Annotated in this window: 13 protein-coding genes; 8 read left to right on the forward strand and 5 right to left on the reverse strand. The window is 40.8% G+C overall.

Annotated elements, in window-relative coordinates:
- Positions 1-455 precede the first annotated feature (455 nt).
- The 5 genes from J7K40_10300 to J7K40_10320 all read left to right on the forward strand — a co-directional run bounded on the left by J7K40_10300 (position 456) and on the right by J7K40_10320 (position 6887).
- Positions 456-2975: a tetratricopeptide repeat protein gene (locus J7K40_10300; GenBank protein MCD6162789.1), complete on the forward strand. Its 2520-nt coding sequence runs from the start codon at positions 456-458 to the stop codon at positions 2973-2975.
- 7 nt (positions 2976-2982) lie between these two features.
- Entirely contained in the window at positions 2983-3810 is an 828-nt protein-coding gene (locus J7K40_10305; protein MCD6162790.1) for a dihydroorotate dehydrogenase electron transfer subunit, read from the forward strand.
- A complete protein-coding gene (locus tag J7K40_10310) occupies positions 3801-4718 on the forward strand; it encodes a dihydroorotate dehydrogenase (protein MCD6162791.1) in 918 nt (305 codons plus the stop codon). The genes J7K40_10305 and J7K40_10310 overlap by 10 nt, the downstream gene beginning before the upstream one ends.
- Positions 4719-5546 (forward strand): orotidine-5'-phosphate decarboxylase, encoded by an 828-nt coding sequence (gene pyrF / locus J7K40_10315; GenBank protein MCD6162792.1) that lies wholly within the window; start codon positions 4719-4721, stop codon positions 5544-5546. It abuts the gene before it with no gap.
- A 180-nt stretch (positions 5547-5726) separates the two neighbouring features.
- Complete coding sequence (locus J7K40_10320) at positions 5727-6887, forward strand: hypothetical protein (GenBank protein ID MCD6162793.1); 1161 nt, start codon at positions 5727-5729, stop codon at positions 6885-6887.
- A gap of 62 nt (positions 6888-6949) precedes the next feature.
- Here J7K40_10320 and J7K40_10325 read toward each other — a convergent pair whose 3' ends face one another.
- The 5 genes from J7K40_10325 to J7K40_10345 form a co-directional block, all read right to left on the reverse strand.
- Positions 6950-8080 (reverse strand): N-acetyltransferase, encoded by a 1131-nt coding sequence (locus J7K40_10325; GenBank protein ID MCD6162794.1) that lies wholly within the window; start codon positions 8078-8080, stop codon positions 6950-6952.
- Positions 8081-8180: 100 nt separating this feature from the next.
- Entirely contained in the window at positions 8181-9362 is a 1182-nt protein-coding gene (locus J7K40_10330; protein ID MCD6162795.1) for an aminotransferase class I/II-fold pyridoxal phosphate-dependent enzyme, read from the reverse strand.
- A gap of 926 nt (positions 9363-10288) precedes the next feature.
- On the reverse strand, positions 10289-10777 hold the full coding sequence (locus tag J7K40_10335; GenBank protein ID MCD6162796.1) for a chemotaxis protein CheW: 489 nt from the start codon (positions 10775-10777) through the stop codon (positions 10289-10291).
- Positions 10778-11272: 495 nt separating this feature from the next.
- The gene (locus J7K40_10340) at positions 11273-11482 is read right to left on the reverse strand and encodes a cold shock domain-containing protein (GenBank protein ID MCD6162797.1); all 210 of its coding nucleotides are present in this window, start codon (positions 11480-11482) and stop codon (positions 11273-11275) included.
- A 352-nt stretch (positions 11483-11834) separates the two neighbouring features.
- Entirely contained in the window at positions 11835-16889 is a 5055-nt protein-coding gene (locus J7K40_10345; protein ID MCD6162798.1) for a carboxypeptidase regulatory-like domain-containing protein, read from the reverse strand.
- 366 nt (positions 16890-17255) lie between these two features.
- Here J7K40_10345 and gcvT point away from each other — a divergent pair, with 366 nt between their 5' ends.
- The 3 genes from gcvT (at position 17256) to ychF (ending at position 20424) form a co-directional block, all read left to right on the forward strand.
- Positions 17256-18338 (forward strand): glycine cleavage system aminomethyltransferase GcvT, encoded by a 1083-nt coding sequence (gcvT, locus tag J7K40_10350; protein ID MCD6162799.1) that lies wholly within the window; start codon positions 17256-17258, stop codon positions 18336-18338.
- 130 nt (positions 18339-18468) lie between these two features.
- Positions 18469-19215 carry a 2-phosphosulfolactate phosphatase gene (locus tag J7K40_10355; GenBank protein MCD6162800.1) on the forward strand — a complete coding sequence of 249 codons (747 nt, stop codon included), beginning with the start codon at positions 18469-18471 and terminating at the stop codon, positions 19213-19215.
- A 102-nt stretch (positions 19216-19317) separates the two neighbouring features.
- Positions 19318-20424, forward strand: coding sequence for a redox-regulated ATPase YchF (gene ychF, locus J7K40_10360; protein ID MCD6162801.1), 1107 nt, complete (start codon positions 19318-19320; stop codon positions 20422-20424).
- The last annotated feature ends 89 nt before the right edge of the window (positions 20425-20513 follow it).

A 20513-nucleotide genomic window follows, 5' to 3' on the forward strand; every position in this document is an offset into this window, starting at 1 on the left:
TGTGTCCGCAGACAGGCGGGCGCCGGCAGGCAGGAGGTATCGGCATGACCAATCTATGGATTCCCAATCAAGTTGGGAATGACGCGGGCAGTGTTGGGAATGACATCATTATAGCATCCGCCTAAGGCGGACAAAAGGCCGGACAGTAGTGATTACACTTAATGATATAACGCTCAATCGTAGACCGGCTTCTCCACCTAAGGCGGATAAGTGGAGCGAATAAGCGGACGAAGCCCATTATTCAACTCGATACCTTTCTCAGCAAGAAATGTTTAATAATGTGCTGTACAACGAGTTGCAGCCCATAACCAAATATTGAGCAGCGACTAATATTTCGACTATCATTTTTCCAATTTAGAAAATTTATATAAAGTCCATATTTTATGACGATAATAGAATGGAACAATAAAAATACTCTTGGAATATAATTATTAAGGTCTTATTATATGAAGAATATGATTAGGAAAACCGCCCTCATTTTAATATTAGTGCTTTTCTCATCCTGTGTATATTACAACACTTTCTATAATGCTAATCAGAAATTTAAGCAAGCGGAAAAAAATCAATTTAGATCAAGTAAAAAACCCCGTTTACGCAGCGGGCAAACCGAAATAAACAGAGCTGGTCCGCCAATTGAACCGTCAATTTCAATTAGCGAAAAGACGCTTTATAAGGCGGCCATAGAAAAAGCAACCAAAGTTGTGGTATACCATCCTGAATCTAAATATGTTGATGATGCGCTATGGGTTATTGGGAAGTCACGCTATAATATGACTGAATATATTGCCAGCGATAAAAAACTTAGAGAATTAGTAATCAGGTTTCCGGATTCAAAATATGCAGATGACGCTTATTATTATATTGGCATGGGACAATTCTGGATGAAAAAATATGAGCTTGCACTGGAGTCTTTTAATCATGTTAAGGATGATAAAAAAAGCGACTTTAAAGATGATGCGGCTTTTAATATTGCTTATATGGATTTCATCAATGAAAACTATAACAGCGCAATTTTATCATTTGAGGAACTTTTTAAAGCGTTTCCCAAATCGGATTCAGCCGCAACCGCGCAATTTTTTATTGGAGTTTGCCAAGATAGTCTTGGCGAATATATCGAGGCGATACAGGCTTACAAAAATGTTGAGAAGTACGGACCATCGCATGAGCTTTATTTCGACTCTCGTTTTGCCTATGGTTCTGCAGCCTTGAAAGCTGATTCGATTGAGTTGGGCATGTCTATATTCGATAATCTTTCAAAGCAGGAAAGATATTTCGAAAGATCATCGCAAATTCGTCTGAAAATTGCCGAGGGAATGAATCTGATGGGCAAAACAGAGGAAGCTGAGTCCGAATATTTGAAAGTGATTGAACAATTTCCAAAAACCAATCAATCCGCTGAGGCATATTATAAGCTTGGCTTGATATATCAAGATACAAAAGACGACCTTGAAATGGCCAAAGAATATTATAATAGCGCAACCAAAGAAAAAAGAGATTCTCCTTTCTATAGTTTTGCCCTGACAAAATCGGCAAACATAGCTAAACTGGAAACATATAAATTAAAACTCGGAAGAGAGACTCCAAAAGAAAGCGAACCAATTGATACGCTGCAGCCTGTTTTAACCGATGTCGGAAGCGGTAAAGAGAAGGCAGATTCGAGTCTTGAACAGGAAGCTCAATTGCCTGCATCAATGCTTGATAAGATAGCTATTAATGATGATCAGAAAAGATTAGAAGCTTCTCCATTTTTTCAAAGAATTCAAAGGAAGGCCCGTCAAGATGAGAAATTGCCCGAAGATTCATTGCTAATAAAGCCTTCTGAGCCTTATGTTATGGGACCGCCAGCGCCGAAAGATTCTGTTGATATAGCTGATCGGCAGGAAATACCGGATTCGCTTCAAAAAGAGTTTAGTCAGTTTCAAGATACGTTAACGGTTACTGAAATTCAAGACACGGCAGATACTATAAATGTTCAAGATTCAATATCCTTAATAAATGAGGATATCGAAATAAGATTTCTGCTGGCAGAATTGTACCATCATGACTTGAATCGTCCCGATTCGGCGCTTCAAGAATATCTATCGTTGGCTGAAACATACCCCGAATCCGAATATGCTCCTAAGGCTTTATTAGCATCGGCATTTATCTATGAGCAAAACGAGGATACCGCCAATGCCCGGAAGCAATATCTGAAGATAATTGATATTTACCCATCATCCGACCAGGCTGTATATGCAGCCGCCCAAATCGAAGGCGCGCAAATTCCACCTGGTGAAAATGTCGAGCTTTTATACAACCAGGCAGAGGATATATATTTTCAAGCCAACAATCCCGATTCGGCTATTGCCATGTTTGACTTTATTGAAAAAACCTTTCCGCAATCTAAATACGCCGCGAAAAGTGCTTTCGCAAAAGCCTGGATTATGAATCTTGCTATTGAGGAAGATGGCGATAGTTCATCTTATCATGAGTTCGCATTGATTTTAGAGAAGTATCCCGAGACGCCTTATGCTGAGGATGCCAAAATCAAGCTGGGAATCACAAAGAGAGAAATTCCCCCTGCGCCTCAAAATTTTGCGGAAAAAGATAAAGCGCTTAGTCCTGAGGAGGATTCATTGAGACGGGCAGAGGCGGATTCTCTAAAAAGGAGCGCTTATACTTTAGAAATAGCGCCGGCAGTTAAAGATACAGGAGAATTTATCTGGCCGGATAGCCTGCTAAGGGAAGGATATAATAGAACAATAGTCATTACATATAAGATTAAAATTGGTTTGTTCGGTGATGTTGAGGACTTCCAACTGCTGGGACCCTCCGGCAATAATGAGATTGATTCACTGGCTGCCATAGCTTTGAAAAATACGATATTCAATATGGATGATATAAGCAATCTGGCCATGATGGATGGTTATTTCCGTTATGATATGAGGTTAGTGCCTCCCAACCCGCGTGATTATTGGGACGATCCCAGAAGATAAATTCATAATGAAATTTTCCAGGTTTACTACAATTGAAGAGAAGGTTCACCTGACAGACAAAATATTTGTCTTGCGATTATCATGTCCTGAAATTGCCTCAATTGCCAAGCCCGGACAGTTTGTTCAGTTGAGGCTTGCCAATTATGGAGCGTATCTCTGGCCCCGCCCTTTTTCAATTCATCAGGCAAAAGATGGCATTATATCGCTGACTATTAAAAGGTGCGGCGCAATCACCAACAGGCTGTCGCGGCTTGACAAAGGCGATAATGTTTATACTACCGGTCCGCTTGGCAACCGCTTTAATATACCATCTCAATGGAAGCCGATTTACTTAGTTGCCGGCGGAGTAGGTTTGCCGCCATTGCATTTTTTATGCGAAACCCTGCTTAAAAATGGCTGTCCTGCCGAATATATTCATTTTTTCTCAGGCGCCGGGTGTGCCGATGATTTATTTGCGGACGAGGAGATTAAATCTCTTGGCGTTAATTACATTTTAACTACTGATGACGGCAGCGCCGGCGTAAAAGGATTTATCACAAAACCTCTCGAAGAGAAAATAGCCGAGTTTATAAATACCGACATCAGCCAAAGACCGATTATTTATAGTTGCGGGCCGATGCCAATGCTAAAAAAGATAGCCGAAATATGTTCTGGATTTGAATGTTATGTTTCATTAGAACAGCTTATGCCTTGCGGGTGGGGTGTTTGCAATGGTTGTGCCGTGAAAGTTGTTAATAGAAATAACTCAGCCGTTGAGGATGAGAGAGGTTTCAGGCTTGCCAGAGTCTGCAAGGAGGGACCTATGTTTGAAGCATCGGAGATATTATGGGAGTGAATCTTGAGATAAATATCGCCGGTATAAAGCTTGCCAATCCGATACTGACCGCCTCCGGTTGTTTTGGCTATGGCGAGGAAGCGGCCGAATTTTTCAGCCTTGATAAGCTGGGTGGGATAGTAACCAAATCGATAACCCCGCTTCCAAGAACAGGCCATCCGCCGCCAAAAGTAGTGGAAACAGCCTGCGGTATGCTCAATGCAATCGGTTTGACAAATGTCGGCTTGGATAAATTTATCGGCGATAAGATGCCTTTTTTAAGGAAATGCAAATCTGCTGTTATAGTCAATATCGCCGGCGCATCAGTTGATGATTATGTTTTGATGGCTGAGAGGGTATCCGATCAAGAGGGTGTTGATGCAATCGAAGTTAACATTTCCTGTCCGAATGTAGAATCCGGCGGTATGGAATTCGGCGCCACTGCCGAGGGCGCCGCGAAAGTAATCAGTGCTGTAAAAAAAGTCAGCCGCGTGCCTGTTATACCGAAACTGTCGCCTAATGTTACAAACATCATTGCCATTGCCAAGGCTATCGAGAATGCCGGAGCTGATGCTGTCTCGCTTATTAATACGCTTGTTGGCACCGCTATTAATATTGAAACAAAGCAGTTTAAGTTGTCAAACAGGTTTGGCGGATTGTCCGGTCCTGCAATCAAGCCTGTTGCGCTAAGCATGGTATATAAAGTCGCTTCCAATGTGAATATACCGGTTATCGGATTAGGCGGAATCTTATCAGGCAATGATGTGATTGAGTTTATGCTGGCGGGAGCATCCGCGGTGCAGATTGGCACTGCCTGTTTTGCCGAACCCGAAATATTTTTGAGAGTGATTGATGAGATAATGGAATACCTGGAATATTATAAAGTAAGCGATATAAATCAAATTATTGGCGCCGCAGGAAAGAATTAAATGAATTTTAAAGAAAAATTACTAAGGATTGCAGACAACAATAAAAGCTGGCTATGTATAGGGCTTGATCCCGACCTGAATAAACTTCCTGATACGCTACCTAAAAGCATTGATGGGATATCGCAATTCCTTAAAATGGTTATTGGTGCTACCAAAGATATCGTTTGCGCCTATAAGCCAAACTCAGCTTTTTACGAGCAGTTTGGCGCTGAGGGGATATCTCTTCTAAAAGAAATTATTGATTATATCCCCAATGATATTCCTGTTATTCTTGACGCTAAAAGAGGAGATATCGGCAATACCTCAAGGATGTATGCTATTTCGGCATTTGAGCGGCTTAATGTCGATGCGTTAACTGTTAATCCGTATATGGGCTATGATTGCGTTAAGCCGTTTCTCGAATACAAGGATAAGGGCGTTATCATTCTTTGTTTGACCTCGAATCCATCAGCGTCTGATTTTCAGAAGCGTCAGGTGAATGATGATTCCAAGATTTCCAAGATGGTTTATGAGCTGGTTGCGGATAAAGCATTAGCCTGGAATGATAACGATAATATTAGCTTGGTAATTGGCGCGACCTCGCCTTTAGAGCTTGGTAAAATCAGAAATAGTGTCGGGGACGACATCCCGATTCTTATCCCCGGAGTCGGCGCTCAGGGCGGTAACCTTGAAGCCTCATTGAAAGCGGGATGCAACTCGCATAATCAATTGGCGATAATTAATGTATCGCGGTCTGTTTTATATGCCTCGAGAGAAGATGATTTTGCGGACAAGTCGAGAGAAAAAGCAATGGAATTGGTTTCGCGGATGCGTGATTTGCTTTTTTAAGAACGGTTTTTTTAATCCACATTTTGTAATTGAACATAAATAAAATTTGACAGATTTTGTAACAAATATTATTATGATGAATAAGTGATGATAATATCATATTTCTAATAATTAGCATTTTATTAGGATGTTTATTAGGAATTCGTTTACAGGTTATAATATTCAGTAAGGGGATTTATTATGAAAGGTTATCTTGAGTATTTAGACACTCTTAATTTCAGTTATATAACTGATGATCAACCTAAAATGGTTCCAAAACTAAAAGAAGCTAAAGTTAGACTCGTGCTTTACTCAGTATTTTATGAAATAGTTTTTTCCCCTAATCAAATTTTAGATCTTTTGCCGCTTAGAGAGATATTTCGTGAATCTGACCAATTGTTTAAATTGCCTTTCGATTTTCATATTGATAGAGACATTTATAGACAACATAACCCATTTGAGAAACAGCTTATAAAAATGCTAAGAAGAAGCGGAACACAAGCTATTCTTTTTTCGTCGATTCCCTATGGTACAGAGAAAGCTCTTGAATGGGGACAATTTATCGAAACCGCTGGAAATATTTCTGACAGTGATTTACTTACAGAGGCGATCAAGGATGATTTTTATCCCGATATTGTTGAATGGGTAAAAAAACTCGATCAAGATAATGATCGCAAAATAATGATTAAACCTTTTGCGGTTGAATATAAATATGGGGAATTATTTACTGATTATAGGAATAGCGTTTTATCTAAAGATGAGTATCAAGGGCTTCCGGAACCGCAAACTCGCAGCCAAGCAATTCAACTTATAGATAAAATATTTCCTGGCAAAATGAAAAGCAAATTAGCAATCCCCAATTTTATCTCAAATATTCAGTACGGTATTGGCACTGATTCCAGACTAATTCTTGAAAATACGCCGCTTTTCACTTTTAACGACAGAGATAATTATACTGATAATTATGCTAGAGTAACTATAAATATTAAAGAGTTGCTTGATATAATACCATCTGCTAAAACTACAATAGATAGCACAGAATGGAGCAAAATTATTGAAGCTCTTAATACTTCAAAAGAGGAAATAAAAGTCGGCTGGTATTATATTAATACGAAAAGAGATGAAAGGCTTGCTAAGAAACATTTTAAGAAGGGTCTTATAACATTTCTGAAAAATATAGGTGTAGAAAAGGTAACTTTAGGAGACTATATCGATTTAAAACTCAATGTCTTACTACCATCTCCTGAAAATCCATCATGGGGTTTTAATCTTAGTTTAAAGGAAAGTATAGACTTCTTCACTAAGCTTATTAAAAGAGGTTTCAAAGGGATTGATAAATTTATAATTATAAAACCGAATTAAATTCATGAGCAACTATTATAAAATGATTGGCGCACATCGCCGCGTGCCGCTTGCATGAATTGCTATTTTAGCTTCCTATCATACAACCGGTAGCGTTTGTATGGCACAGCGCCCATCATCAAAAGAGCGCGATTCATCAGCACATTATCCTCAAGTATCCATGATAACTCAGCCCAATGATAGCCTTTTTTTACGCCGTTATTATAAGTGTCAAGGTAGAATATATTATCGATACCAAGCTTCTGATATTTAGGCACAATTCCCAATGCCAGAAAACGAATGCCGTCAATGCCTTTTTTGATTTTAGTATGCCATAAAAATTTGAACAAACCGAATGGAAACAGCCTGCCGTTCATAGCCTGAAATACCTGATTATAATCAGGGAGCGCAAGAGAGAAGCCTGCCGGATTGCCATCCACAAAGGCAAAATACACGATATCGGGATCGAGGATTTTCTTGAAATCATCGGCAGTATGATCAATCTCCTCCTTAGTCATCGGCACAAAACCCCAGTTACGGCTCCAGGCGGCATTATAAATTTCCCTTACCAATTGAAGGTCGCGCTCGAAATTGGAGACATCAATAGTCCTGACTTCAATTTTGTATTTTTTTTTCACAATCTTTGCTACTCGCGCCGCTTTCTCGGGAATTTGCTTACTGTCATCAAGATAATATGCCAGCAGGTCTTTAATCTTAACAAAGCCGTTAGCCTCTGCCAGCTTGAGATAATAGGAATGATTATACGGCATCATAAAAACCGGTCGCTTATCGAAGCTATCGGCTAAAAATCCCCAGTCATCGTTGCTGGAGAAATTAGCCGGGCCGCGAAGAATATCCATGCCGGCGATTTTCACATACTCGGAGGCAACATTAAAAAGCTCGCCTGCCAAACCGGTATCATCAGGGCAATCGAAAAAGCCGAAAAAGCCGGTTCTTTCTTTATTGACCTCATTATGGCGATTATTCACGATGCCGGCTATCCGGGCAACCGGATTGTTGTTTTTATAAGCCGTAAATAATTTGGCCTCAGAATGCAGAAAGAATGGATTCTTTGATTTATCGAAAATCTTGCGGCTTTCGGATATTAATTGCGGTACCCAACAGGAATTGCCTTTATAGAGGTTAAAAGGAACTTTAATGAAATCGTTAATATCAGATTTGGTCGATACTTCTTTTATTTTATACTGGTTCATATTTTTTTACCCCATTGGATTTCGGGCGAAATAAAATCCCGTGCATTGTCTTTTAATCAAGCTAATGTATAATTCTTCTTTACAAACAATCATGTAAGCTTTAAATAACTCCGAATTTTTTGCCGGTTTTATAGAATATTTCAAGGACTCTATCGAGTTGTTCATTAGTATGATTGGCAGTATAACTTGTTCTTATAAGCGCCTGTCCCAGCTGTACTGCAGGAGAAACAACCGGATTGGTAAACAACCCGGCATCCGTTAAATCTTTCCAGAACTGGAAGGTTTTCATATCCTCGCCGATATAAATCGGGATAATTGGCGTTTCACTAGCGCCAATGTCAAACCCCATGTTCTTAAATTCATGGTGCATGCGATGAGTAATCTCCCACAGGCGATGGCGTCGTTCCGGCTCTTCCCGTAATATTTCAAGTGTGGCTAAAACCGCAGCTACAGCAGCTGGCGGCGGTGAGGCGGAAAATATAAGCGCCCGGGAAAAATGCTTGATATAATGAATGACTTCCTCAGCGCCGACAATATAACCGCCTATCGATGCGAATGATTTGGAGAATGTTCCCATCACAATATCTACTTTATCCTTAAGGTGGTAATGTTCTGCTGTTCCGCTGCCGTTTTTGCCCAGCACACCAATTGAATGAGCGTCATCGATAAGAGTATTGGCACTATATTTTTCAGCGATTTCAACAAGTCGGGGCAGTTTGACTATATCACCCTCCATCGAGAATACGCCGTCGCTAACTATAAGTTTGCCGCTTTCGGGAGGAACTTTTGCAATAACTCGTTCCAAGTCATCCATATCGTTATGTTTGTATTTTATCGTATTGCCAAATGACAGTCGACAGCCGTCAACAATAGAGGCATGGTCAGATCTATCAGCAAAAATGTATTCCGATTTACTAACTATCGCTGGTATTGTGCCAAGATTGGTTTGCATGCCTGTGGAAAATATCAGCGCAGTTTCAAATCCCATAAATTCGGCCAGTTTATTTTCAAGCTCAACATGCAGATCAAGCGTGCCGTTTAAAAAACGCGAACCGGTGCATCCCGATCCATATTTATCAACAGCCTTATGAATTCTTTCGAGAACCTTCGGATGATTGGTCAAACCAAGATAATTATTCGAACCAATCATTATGGTTTTTTTTCCACTAATTGTAACTTCTGTATCCGGTGCTGATGATATTTCTCGAAAATACGGGTAATACCCTGCCTGTTGGACTTCCCTCGCAGCAGTGAACTTGCGGCACTTATCAAACAAACTCATTAGTCTCTCCAATATTTATGGGCAGTTATCCAAAACATCCCTTAAATCCCTTTTAACAATATACTAAATATTGCTAACATTTGATAGAAATGTCAAGTTGTAAATGATTATGAGTTTTCCTGAAAATTCTATATCACACACAGGCATTAATAAGCAGGACTTTCCAGGCCTGCACTGAGGCTGAAAAGTCTCAGCTATTAAGGGTTACAGGAGTGTTTGGCAGCAATTAATTTTCACTACCATCCGGCCTTTTCCATAGAGTTCTTTAAATATTATCCAATCAGCAAAATTTGCTTGATTTGCAACCCATAAAGCAACAAGATGTTGGGCAACTCCGACAAACATCGACATTTCACTTTTTGCATTGCATAATATTTCATGCCTGTCCGCCGACAGGAGGAATTAGATTTCAGAAGTCGATTCTTATTCGATGATTATACATTTACGTTATTATAGCATCCGCCTAAGGCAGACAAAAGGCCGGACATTAGTGATTAATTTTAAAAACTATAATTACCGCTTTATTAGCCCGCGGTATTAAAATTTTAACATATGTTTCTTCTATCAGAGCTGTCGGAAGCAACTTCCGACAACACAAGAACAGACTGTCTGGCTTGGGACGGTGCTTGACAGCCAGAGGAATCTATTTCAGGGTTGTTGATGTATGTCCTCGCGCACCAACATTTAAGTGGTTGGTGTAACGTCCCCGTGCGCCAATATTTTTATTATTCCCCTCTTGAGAGGGGTTAGGGGGGTGTGTTCCTAACGTTATATGCTCATTATAATTTCGAATAATAAACTCTGGCTGCCAATCACCGCTTGGCAACCGGAGGAATCTAATTGTAGATATACTGCGAGATATAGGATAAAAAAACCCGCGATATATTTCATATCACGGGTTCCAACTGTTCTGTTATTTGCCAGCATCAATAAGCGGCCGGCAGACTGCTTGACGATACGATTTTTTCCAAATCAAGATATATCAGAAGCCGATTATCCAGTTTAGCTACCGATTTAATATATTCAGCGCTGGCATAACCCCCTTTTCCGCCGGTTGTCAGCTTGGGCGCCTTCTCTAAAGAGTCTGAAGGCACGCGCAGAACCTCTGAGACACTATCGACAACTAACCCGACAGTTTCCTTGGTGATATCGACAACAAGTATCCGCGTCTGATTGTCATATTCTCTCTCAGGCATACCAAATTTCTTGCGCAGGTCCAAAATAGGAATCACCTTGCCGCGCAGGTTAATAATGCCCTCAACATAATGTTCGGTTTGCGGCACCTTTGTTATCTCGACCATCCGATTAATTTCCTGAACTTTCAGAATATTAATCCCGAATTCCTCCCGTCCAAGACTGAAGGTTACCATCTGCTCAAGATTATCTGTATGCTCTTTTGTAATGTCATCAGTCATAATTATGCTCCTTTTTTTACGCTGGTATCTTAAATTTGTCAACAACTTGTTAAGTTCTTTTCCCGGACGACTTAATTTTTCGGCACCAGTGTCGGTTTCCTGATTATACAGAGTACCTATACTTGAAAAAGGTTATTTTATATTATTAGATAAAAATCAATAATATAGTTTCTTAATTTAACTTCGGAATAAGTATCTATAAAATTAATTATTTGGATATATATTGTTTAATTCGCTTTAAAAATTGAAACATTCGCAGAACAACTTTTATAAATACTCATTATTGGTTTGTAAATAGCGGTTGGCAATCAGTTAAAGCATATATAACTATACTGCAGTTATAGACTTAGCAATAGAAAAGAAAAACATTTACCCTTTATAAAAGCATATTTAATAAGCAGGATAAACCGTATTATGCAGAAACAATTAAAACATTAGAGGTTTTGACATGCTTTTCAATAAAATAAAATATTCGATATATTTAAAACATTAGCATCAATGGATTTTACTAACGTTTTGCGCCTGTAATCCCCGGGCTCCATCGATAAGCTCAAAAACTACTTCATCGCCTGTATACAGCGATTTGAAGCCATTACCTTTGATTGAGGAGTAATGTACAAAAATATCTGTGTTGCTCTTTTCATCGGTATTTATAAAGCCAAAACCCTTTTTTTCATTAAACCATTTAACCTTACCAATAGGCATAACTTAGCTCCTTATAACTTAGAATCATTCAAAACACTGTATAACACTACTTGAAGGAAAAAAGCGGCGACTTCCCCAAAATATATTGTATTAAACAAATTTACGATTTGTTTGTCAAGAATTATTTTATTTTAGCTTAAAATAAATGCCTTCCTAAAAGGTGGTCAGATTATTAATTAAATATCCTTTTGGAATTGTATCAATAAAATATGCTTTCAGCGTAGGGGTTTAATATGTTAAACCCCTACGGGTTGCGTTTTTAAAGCTCTGTCGTATTGACGAAACAATATTTAGCAGTCATTTGTCAACAGTCTAAGCCTCTTTATAAGCCATCTTCTTTGATGGCGGCTTTTTATTTATCAGCGCCTAATGGTATTACCTTACTAATTACCGGCAGCGTCTCGCAATTTGGCCAACCGGCTGGCGCTTCATCCGGAGCTGGCGGCCATAATGGTTCAAAATCCTGACAATACTCAATCGTAGTAGTTCCTCTAAAGTAATTGACTAGCCTGATTACATCGCTTCCCATAACAACGCAGTCGCCGTTGGCATCAGCTGAGGCGTAAAAACCATCAAGCAAACAAGCTTCGCTTTGCCCTTTGAAATAGTTCACTAAGTAAGTAACATCACCACCGATAACCATAGGCGGCCACAGGCCATTATACATGTTGGCATCGCCGGGCAGGTAAGCATAACCGCCCTGTACCATTGTCTGATTAAGAACCAAGTCCTGACCGTCATTGATATGCTGATTGTTCAAAGTGATTGAATTATAATCGACATGCGTGTAGCTGATGGTATAATCGTTGTCGTAAATATCGGCAATAAAATAATTGCCGTATTGGTCGGTATAATCATCGCCCACTAAAGCCCTTGAACCATCCTCAACTATTACATAAACATCTTCAATCGGGACAACGCCATCATCAATAACGCCGCTGAGGGAACCGGTTGAACGCAGAATAATGTTCTGATTATCCATAACCATGTCATCGCTGATGCTAAACGGACTTGAAATATATGTCGTCCATTCGGTTTTCTCAAATGTGATTGTGTAGCTGCCGGGGTTAAGTACTAATTCGTATTCGCCCGCGCTATTGGTATAAGCGTCTTCGATGATATTTACATCTAAAACAACAGGATAAAGACCATCAGATTTTACGGATAAAGATGCAATATTATTATCTTTAATCTGAATCTTATCAACTGATTCGACATTTATGACAACAGGAGCAGAACCATCGAGATTGGCGTAAGGCATTTTCTTCTCACCGGTACTTTTCTTATCATTTGCTAATGATATCGCTGTGGAAACCTGCTGCACTGCCGCTACATGAACGCTATCAACCGGCGAACCATAATAATCATAAACAATGCCGCTATAGCTTCCCGGTTTGTGAAGGGTTTTATCTACAGTCGTCGTATCGCCACTCGCTACAGCCGCATTTGTTTCCGATGCGGTGTAATAACCTGTCATATCAAAATTTAGATTATAAGATTCGGAGTAGAGATTTGCAAAATAGTAATAGCCGTCAACATCCGTACTATCCGAATCGATAATAGTAATGCCATCAAGGAGTTCAACAAGTACACCCTGAATTGGCGCTGCGGATGCGTCTGTAACCGTGCCGTCTATTGCTCCGGGCAGCAATAGTTCCATCAAAACATCAACCGTTGTGGTATCATTAACAGTAACTATAACGTTAGTTATAATCGTGTCTTTATGGGAGAAATGTGAGAAACTGACATCATAAGTACTCGCGGCAATGTCGATTGAATACGAACCGTCCCCTTCTGTAATATCAGAACCAACGTTCCCCAGACCATCATCGGCATTAACCTCGACACCGGAAACAGAGCCGTATGTGTCGGAAACTATACCTTCAATAACTCCGGTATCGATTGAGTCGCATTCCAAAGATATAACCATAAAGGCATCAATACCAGCCTCAACAATACTCTGCGGGTCGTCATCATTGGCGGTAAATCTAATTTTCATAGTTGATGTTAGCGCAACGCCGGCATCCTCAATTGAAGAGGCGCTAATTTCATGAGGACGCCAACTTAGTCCGCCTTGAGAAGTGTGTCTGGCGACTTCAGTCCAGGTTCCAACGCCGTTATCGTTATTAATTTCAACCAGTAATTTATCAATATCGCCATCGGTGTTTGTTAGATACAGGTAGTAGTCATAAGCGATAACTCCACCGCCGGAGGACATATCGAAAGTCGGCGAGGTCAGCCTTACCGCGCCATTATCAATATCAGTGTTGCCGATAATATTCTGGGTCAGGCAGCATTGCCCGCTGCCGTCGGCATCAGAGGTCGGGTCATAAGCCCAATCCGGATCGTTTACCGGTATCCCGCGCTCCCAATCTCCGCTTGTCGCTCCGAGATTTTCGGCAGTCCATCCCTGGTCGGTTTCAAAATTATCATCGAAAACCACAGTTAGTGCTCCAACCAAAGCAGAATACACCATAGTTGGCGCAGTGCTTGGAGAAGTTATCGTTGAACCTTCATCGCCATCAGCGCTCAAATAAAACTCGGGCGATGTTCCGCAATTAGTTGCAGGCAATGTGGCTTCATATATATTGCCGCCAAGCGGGGTCAGGCTTGAGGTTAAATACGTTCCGCCATTATAGCGATAGTGAAGCATGCCGCTTCCCGGCACATAGGTTTCCTCGCCATTAACTATTTGAACATTGAATGATGTTGGCACACCCGGTTCAAGAACCTGCGGCGGACCATCCGGTAAAATAATTGTCAATGGAGGTTGTTCACCGCCAAGCGCGATGAGCTGGATATCGTCAATATTCCAGCCGCAATAAACTACAGAGCCATCAGTTTCACCCATAGTCCAGCGAAGGTAAACAACCGGCTGATTATCTGCTATGCTTGAGATATCAAATTCTTGAACAACCCAAGCGTAATCGGCAATATCGCCGGGATTGCTCCAGACAGTTGTCCAATTGGTTCCATCATTTGATACGCGAACATAAGCATGGTCATAAGATGATGTTTCAACTCCCAGCCAGCGCCGGAATTTTAGGGTTACATTACCTAATCCCGAACAATCGATAGAAGTACTTGTAAGATGAGTTTCTGCCATACTATTCGGATAATCGCCATTTAGGTTATAGCCATATACATTATCTCCGGTATAGCCGCTGGTTGGGTCGGGGCTTCCATAACTGCCGCCGCCGCCTGTTGGCTGACCATACGCCCATTGCCCCTCGGTAGTCCAGCCGGGATTAGTATCCAAGTTCCATTCATAAACTATCCCCGGAAGTCCAACATTAAGTTTTACACTTCTTTGCGTATTGCCAACGCTGTCTGTTGTATTTATAAATTCAATTATATCAGTATAACTGCCGTCATCAAGGCTTTCGGCATTTGCATTGAGTGATACCGCAACATCAGCTGTAGCCTCAACATCAAGATAGCCGGAGCCGTTTGTAATTGTAACCCATGGCTGACTATTAGCTGTACTATAGTTGATGCCGTAGTCGCTCAGGTTCTCAATCGTATAAACCATGCTATCCGGAGTAAACGGTCCGCCGTTCATACCCTCAGACACTAAATCAGTTTGCGGGGAAACACGCATTCCTGATAACTCAGCTAACGTAACAGAGGGATCGCCAAACAGATTCAGCTCGTAATAGCACCATCTCATGCACTCATCATTAACGCGATAGAGGTTGTCTTCTTTTGAATCCTGATTGGCTCGCCCTAACTCCGGTTTATTTTCGGCAGGATTAAAAACAGCATCCCAGAATTCGCGGTCGAATCTTTGAGAAGGACCGTCTGTGGAGTTATATTCTCCAAATCCGTAGCGGGCATTCATAATTACGGCAAAAGCGCCGTAGTCAGTTTTGATATTCATTGTTTCCGCCCAACAGTCGGTGCCATCTAAGTGGCCGGCAAGGCAGGTTTGCGAATAAACAAAACAGAGGTCAGTATTTGTAAGGTCGCTAAGGACATCACTATTGTATAATTTCATAGCATAGTCGGGACTGCCATGACCGAGATGGTTAAGAAAATGCACGCCGTTGTTTATGCGATTAACCAGTTCCGATTTTGGCCAATCATTGCCGGGCCATGAGCGTTCGTATAAGGTATCGATGGCATAGAGATCCGATGGTATGCCGATAGTAGTGTAGCTGTGAGCGCTCGAACCGTTAATTAGCTCGTTTAATGTTTCAGCGGCATATTCTGCCGGTCCGCCAAAACCAAGGTATTCGCCAACCAACTGCACTTTCTCGGGATGTGAATGCTGATTGGTCAGATACCAGATAGTTTTATTAACGAAACGAGCAGCCTCCGTAGTATTGCCAACAGAGGCGCGGCCAACATATACTTCAGCAATCAGGTCAACATCACCGCCGCCTTCACCATCGGTGGGTTCGCCCCAATATGCATCGTTATCGTAGTTCCAAGTGCCGTCAAGGCAGGCGAAATAAACATCACTCGGCATGTTTTCCTCAGTATCGCCGCCGGGAGATGTAACCACATATAAATCCTTGGCCGGAATAATGTCATCATCAGCGCCAATTATAACATAATCGATACCATCATTAGTATAGCGATCAGTGATATAGGCTCGTATATCATCAGGGTCGCTTGAACCGATATCGGTGGTCGTATGAATCTCCGTTAAAATTCCGGTTGTGTCATGATAATCTTTAAGAGGTTGGAATGAGCTGACAAGTGAAGTTGTGGTAATAATCAGCAGGTCATAACCCTTAATGTCGGCTCCGAAAGCTTGCCAGTAGCTGGAAACCATATCAGGATTATCGACTTTACTCATTACCTCTGTCTCATCCTCTTGAAAACCGCGAAATAAGGTATTTGATTTACCGCTGGCTTTAGTATTGACAACAACTGTCAATTCAGGATAATAGTAAAGCTCGCCGGTGAGAGGTATATATTCTACGGGCTTAAGCTTTAGGGTTAATATTTGGTAGCCGCGAAAACCGAATACGCCTATTTTATCAAAGGCGCTCTCAGGAAATACACCATCTGAATTGTAAATAGCATTGTCGGGTATAGGGAAATTATCCGCAGTAGGTTCGGCTGATAATCTTACCGGACGAGTTATCGGTTCGATATAATAATCTTCACCGATTAATACTTTTTCTCCGGTAATTATCTCTATATTTGAAACTTCCGAATTATAAGGAAGTAAAATATTTGCCCCTATTGCAGGCAGAGCTGGTTGACCAGCATTGCCGCTGTTCGCTGTATTCGGCATTATAATTCTATCATACTGAGTTCCCGAAATCTGAACTTTCAAAATTTCAGGACGCTCAAAAGAATAGTTCTTTGTGATGTGTGTTTCTTCGGCGAAACAAGATTGGGGTAAGATGAATCCAAGCATTACTGCCATCAGCAACAAAGCAAATTTCTTCATAAAACAGCGCTCCTTAATAAAATGATTAGAGTTAAAATCTAATTTCTTCATTTATTTAAATTTTCCTACTTACTTGAAAAAAATACTTAGTAGTTTACCTGCTTCAAAATTGTTTGGCATAATCAATATATAATAATTTGACATATAAATCAACAACTTAATCAAGCAGAAATATAGAAGGGCGCCGTGGCGACTAAAATTTTAAACCATAAAAAAGATAACGTTGTGATATTTAAAGAGATAGAAATATCTGCTTAATATAATTGCAGATATATCAGATAGTAAATCAATTCTCTTCAATAAAACAATTGACCTCAACCCGCTAAAAAGCTAATTTATCCTCGTCACATAATTTCAGGAGGAACGATGACTGATAAAAAAACGCCGTTTTATGATATTCATAAAAATGTAGGCGCCAAAATAATACCTTTTGCCGGCTACCTTATGCCGGTTATGTACGATTCTATTAACGCCGAACACCTGCGTGTCCGCAACTCGGTGGGTATGTTCGATATAACCCACATGGGCGAATTTGAGGTAACCGGAACCAAAGCTAAAGATTTTGTTCAAAGCATCGCAACCAACGATGTTAATAAGTTGGTCGAAAACCAAGTCTTGTATACCTGCATGTGCAATGAGGCTGGCGGCATTATCGATGACCTGCTGGTGTACAATTTGAAGGATAAAATTCTGTTAGTAGTCAACGCCTCGAATATCGCCAAAGATTACGCGCATATTCAAAAATATCTCCCTGCCGACGTAGAGCTTAACGATGTTTCCGACCAGACCGCCCTTATTGCCATACAGGGTCCGAAATCGGATGATGTGCTGTCAAAGATGACCGATTACCCAATAGCTGATTTGAAATACTACCATGCCGCCTATGTTAGCTTAGTTGGAGAAAAAGTTCTGCTGTCCAAAACCGGCTATACCGGCGAGAACGGCTATGAGTTGTATATCTCCTATGATAAGGCAGTCAAAATCTGGGAAACGGCATCTGATTTGGTCAAACAATTCGGCGGCGGCCCAATTGGCTTGGGTGCGCGCGATTCATTGCGGCTTGAAATGAAATTTGCGCTCTATGGCAATGATATTTCCGAGCAAACTAATCCAATCGAGGCTGGCCTTGGCTGGGTAGTTAAGCTTGATACCGATGATTTCATCGGCCGGGATGCTATTACTGAGATAAAAAAGCAGGGCATCAAAAGAAAGCTTATCGGGTTTGAGGTCGAAGGTAAAGTATTCCCCCGTCAGCATTATCCTATTACGCTTAACGGAGCCAAAATCGGCGAGGTAACATCCGGGATATTTTCGCCATCTCTAAAGAAAGGCATTGGTATGGGGTATGTGCCGAAAGAGTATGCCAAAGCCGGTTCGCAATTTGATATCGAAGTTAGGGGTAAAAAGCAACTGGCAGTAGTGGTTAAGACACCGTTTTATAAGAAATAGGGTTTTTCCGTGAAAGAAAGTTGGCGCACGAGGACGTACGCCAACCACGAGAAGTTGGTGCACGGGGACGTACGCCAACCACGAAATCATGAAACCTGATGCATAGGGAAATAGACAGGCAGCAATTAATATGAACATATTCACTTTTTTTTCACATGATGAGATAACAAGAGTGGATTCATCCGCTGATATTGCTGTTATTTTCGATGTTCTCAGAGATTCAACATTGATAACCGCGGCTTTTAAAGCCGGAGCCTCGAAAATAATTCCGGTTAGAGAAATAGACGACGCTTTTAAGATAGCCAATGAAATAGGGCTTGAGAAGGCTTTGATATGCGGCGCTAAAGATGGTCAAACCATCGATGGTTTCGATTTAGGAGATTCGCCGCAAGAGTTTGCGCCCGATAAAGCAAAAGATAAGGTCATAGTCTGTTATTCTGTCAATATCTGTAATGCCATAGAGATTTTACGCAATACTCCGAGAGTATTGTTTGGCTGTATTAATAATATTCAAGCAATAATCGATAGCATAGATATTCCCTCAAATATTCATCTGCTATGCGCCGGCAAGCTGGGGAATTTTGCTTTTGAGGATGCTGTCTGCGCCGGCATGTTTATTCGGCGAATTGTCGATGGCTATTCAGGTAAAATTGGCCTAAACGACGCCTCTGGAACTTCGGAATATCTGTATAATCAACATCATCGCGATATTACCGGCATGATGATGAAGTCATCCTATGGAGATTTCCTGCGAAAAATCGGAAGGGAGTCGGATATCGAATTTGCCGCCCAAATTGATTGTGTTAATATCGCGCCGGAATTATCACTAAATAAAGATCATATCTTACCTATGGTAGTCTCTGATAATTCAGTTTGATTATTCTAATTTTATTGATAACTACTGTTTGATTAATATTTATAATTGTTTATATTTGCAAATTATGGAAATTATTAAAATTAAATCGCTGGTGGTGATAATATGAAGCTTCAATTCGGTATAATCGGCCTTGGCCAGTCGGGAAAAACAACTATTTTCAATGCCTTATGTTCTGCTGATGCCAGCGTGGGTGATTACTCGTCCTCAAAAGGCGCTAATATCGGGATGGTGAAGGTTCCGGATGAGCGGGTAGATAAGCTGGCCGTGATGTATAGCGCGCCTAAAAGAGTTTATGCTGAAATTGAATTTATCGATATCGCCGGGATGGCTCCATCATCCCAAGGGAAACAGGATATTGTCGATAAGCTAAAAGAAGGCTCATATATACATCAGATAAGAATGGCGCAGGCGCTTCTGATAGTAGTGCGATGTTTCGAGGATGAAAATGTGCCTCACCCCAGAAGCTCGATAAATCCGAAACGCGATATATGCGATATTGAATCAGAGCTGATGCTTGTAGACCTTGTTCAGATTGAAAAGCGGATTGAAAATATTACCCATCTGATTAAAGTAAAGTCCAATGATAAGCTTAAAAGCGAATTGACCTTGATGGAAAAAATGAAAGCTCATCTCGAAACAGAAAAGCCATTGCGTGAATTGGATTTTAACAAAGATGAACGTCAGTTTCTTGGAAGTTTCAGATTTTTAAGCGAAAAACCTGTTTTGTATTTATTGAATCTCGGCGAGGATCAAATCAGCAAAGGTGTAGAGCTTGAAAAGCAATACATGCCCGAAACCGAGAAGAATAAAGCAATCGCCTCGCTGTGTGGTAAAATCGAAATGGAAATCTCCGCCTTAGATGAAAGCGACCGAGATGAGTTTCTTAATGAAATGGGAATCGGCAAGCCTGCATTAGCCAAAGTATTAAAAAAATCATATGACCTTCTGGGAATAATAAGCTTTTTAACTGCCGCCGAAAATGAATCGAGAGCCTGGCCAATCCCTCGAGGTTTCACTGCCTGGCAAGCAGCTGGCGAGATTCACACTGATATTCAGCGCGGTTTTATCAAAGCCGAAACGATTTATTATAAGGAACTGTTAAAAGCCGGCGATTTGAACACCGCTAAGAAAGCCGGCAAGTTAAGGCTTGAGGGCAAAGACTACATTATCAAAGATGGGGATGTGATTCTCTATCGGTTTAATGTGTAAATTTTACCACTACTTTCCGGCCTTTTTTATAGAGTTCTTAAAATAATACCCAACAATCGAAACTTGCTTATTTCATAACCCATAGAGCA

This window comes from Candidatus Zixiibacteriota bacterium, from assembly GCA_021159005.1.
Lineage (GTDB): Bacteria > Zixibacteria > MSB-5A5 > UBA10806 > 4484-95 > JAGGSN01.

Excerpts from the sequence above, each read along its gene's own strand:
- J7K40_10300 (MCD6162789.1), top strand. The coding sequence starts at position 456 with ATGATTAGGAAAACCGCCCTCATTTTAATATTAGTGCTTTTCTCATCC.
- J7K40_10305 (MCD6162790.1), top strand. The coding sequence starts at position 2,983 with ATGAAATTTTCCAGGTTTACTACAATTGAAGAGAAGGTTCACCTGACA.
- J7K40_10310 (MCD6162791.1), top strand. The coding sequence starts at position 3,801 with ATGGGAGTGAATCTTGAGATAAATATCGCCGGTATAAAGCTTGCCAAT.
- pyrF (MCD6162792.1), top strand. The coding sequence starts at position 4,719 with ATGAATTTTAAAGAAAAATTACTAAGGATTGCAGACAACAATAAAAGC.
- J7K40_10320 (MCD6162793.1), top strand. The coding sequence starts at position 5,727 with ATGAAAGGTTATCTTGAGTATTTAGACACTCTTAATTTCAGTTATATA.
- J7K40_10325 (MCD6162794.1), bottom strand. The coding sequence starts at position 8,080 with ATGAACCAGTATAAAATAAAAGAAGTATCGACCAAATCTGATATTAAC.
- J7K40_10330 (MCD6162795.1), bottom strand. The coding sequence starts at position 9,362 with ATGAGTTTGTTTGATAAGTGCCGCAAGTTCACTGCTGCGAGGGAAGTC.
- J7K40_10335 (MCD6162796.1), bottom strand. The coding sequence starts at position 10,777 with ATGACTGATGACATTACAAAAGAGCATACAGATAATCTTGAGCAGATG.
- J7K40_10340 (MCD6162797.1), bottom strand. The coding sequence starts at position 11,482 with ATGCCTATTGGTAAGGTTAAATGGTTTAATGAAAAAAAGGGTTTTGGC.
- J7K40_10345 (MCD6162798.1), bottom strand. The coding sequence starts at position 16,889 with ATGAAGAAATTTGCTTTGTTGCTGATGGCAGTAATGCTTGGATTCATC.
- gcvT (MCD6162799.1), top strand. The coding sequence starts at position 17,256 with ATGACTGATAAAAAAACGCCGTTTTATGATATTCATAAAAATGTAGGC.
- J7K40_10355 (MCD6162800.1), top strand. The coding sequence starts at position 18,469 with ATGAACATATTCACTTTTTTTTCACATGATGAGATAACAAGAGTGGAT.
- ychF (MCD6162801.1), top strand. The coding sequence starts at position 19,318 with ATGAAGCTTCAATTCGGTATAATCGGCCTTGGCCAGTCGGGAAAAACA.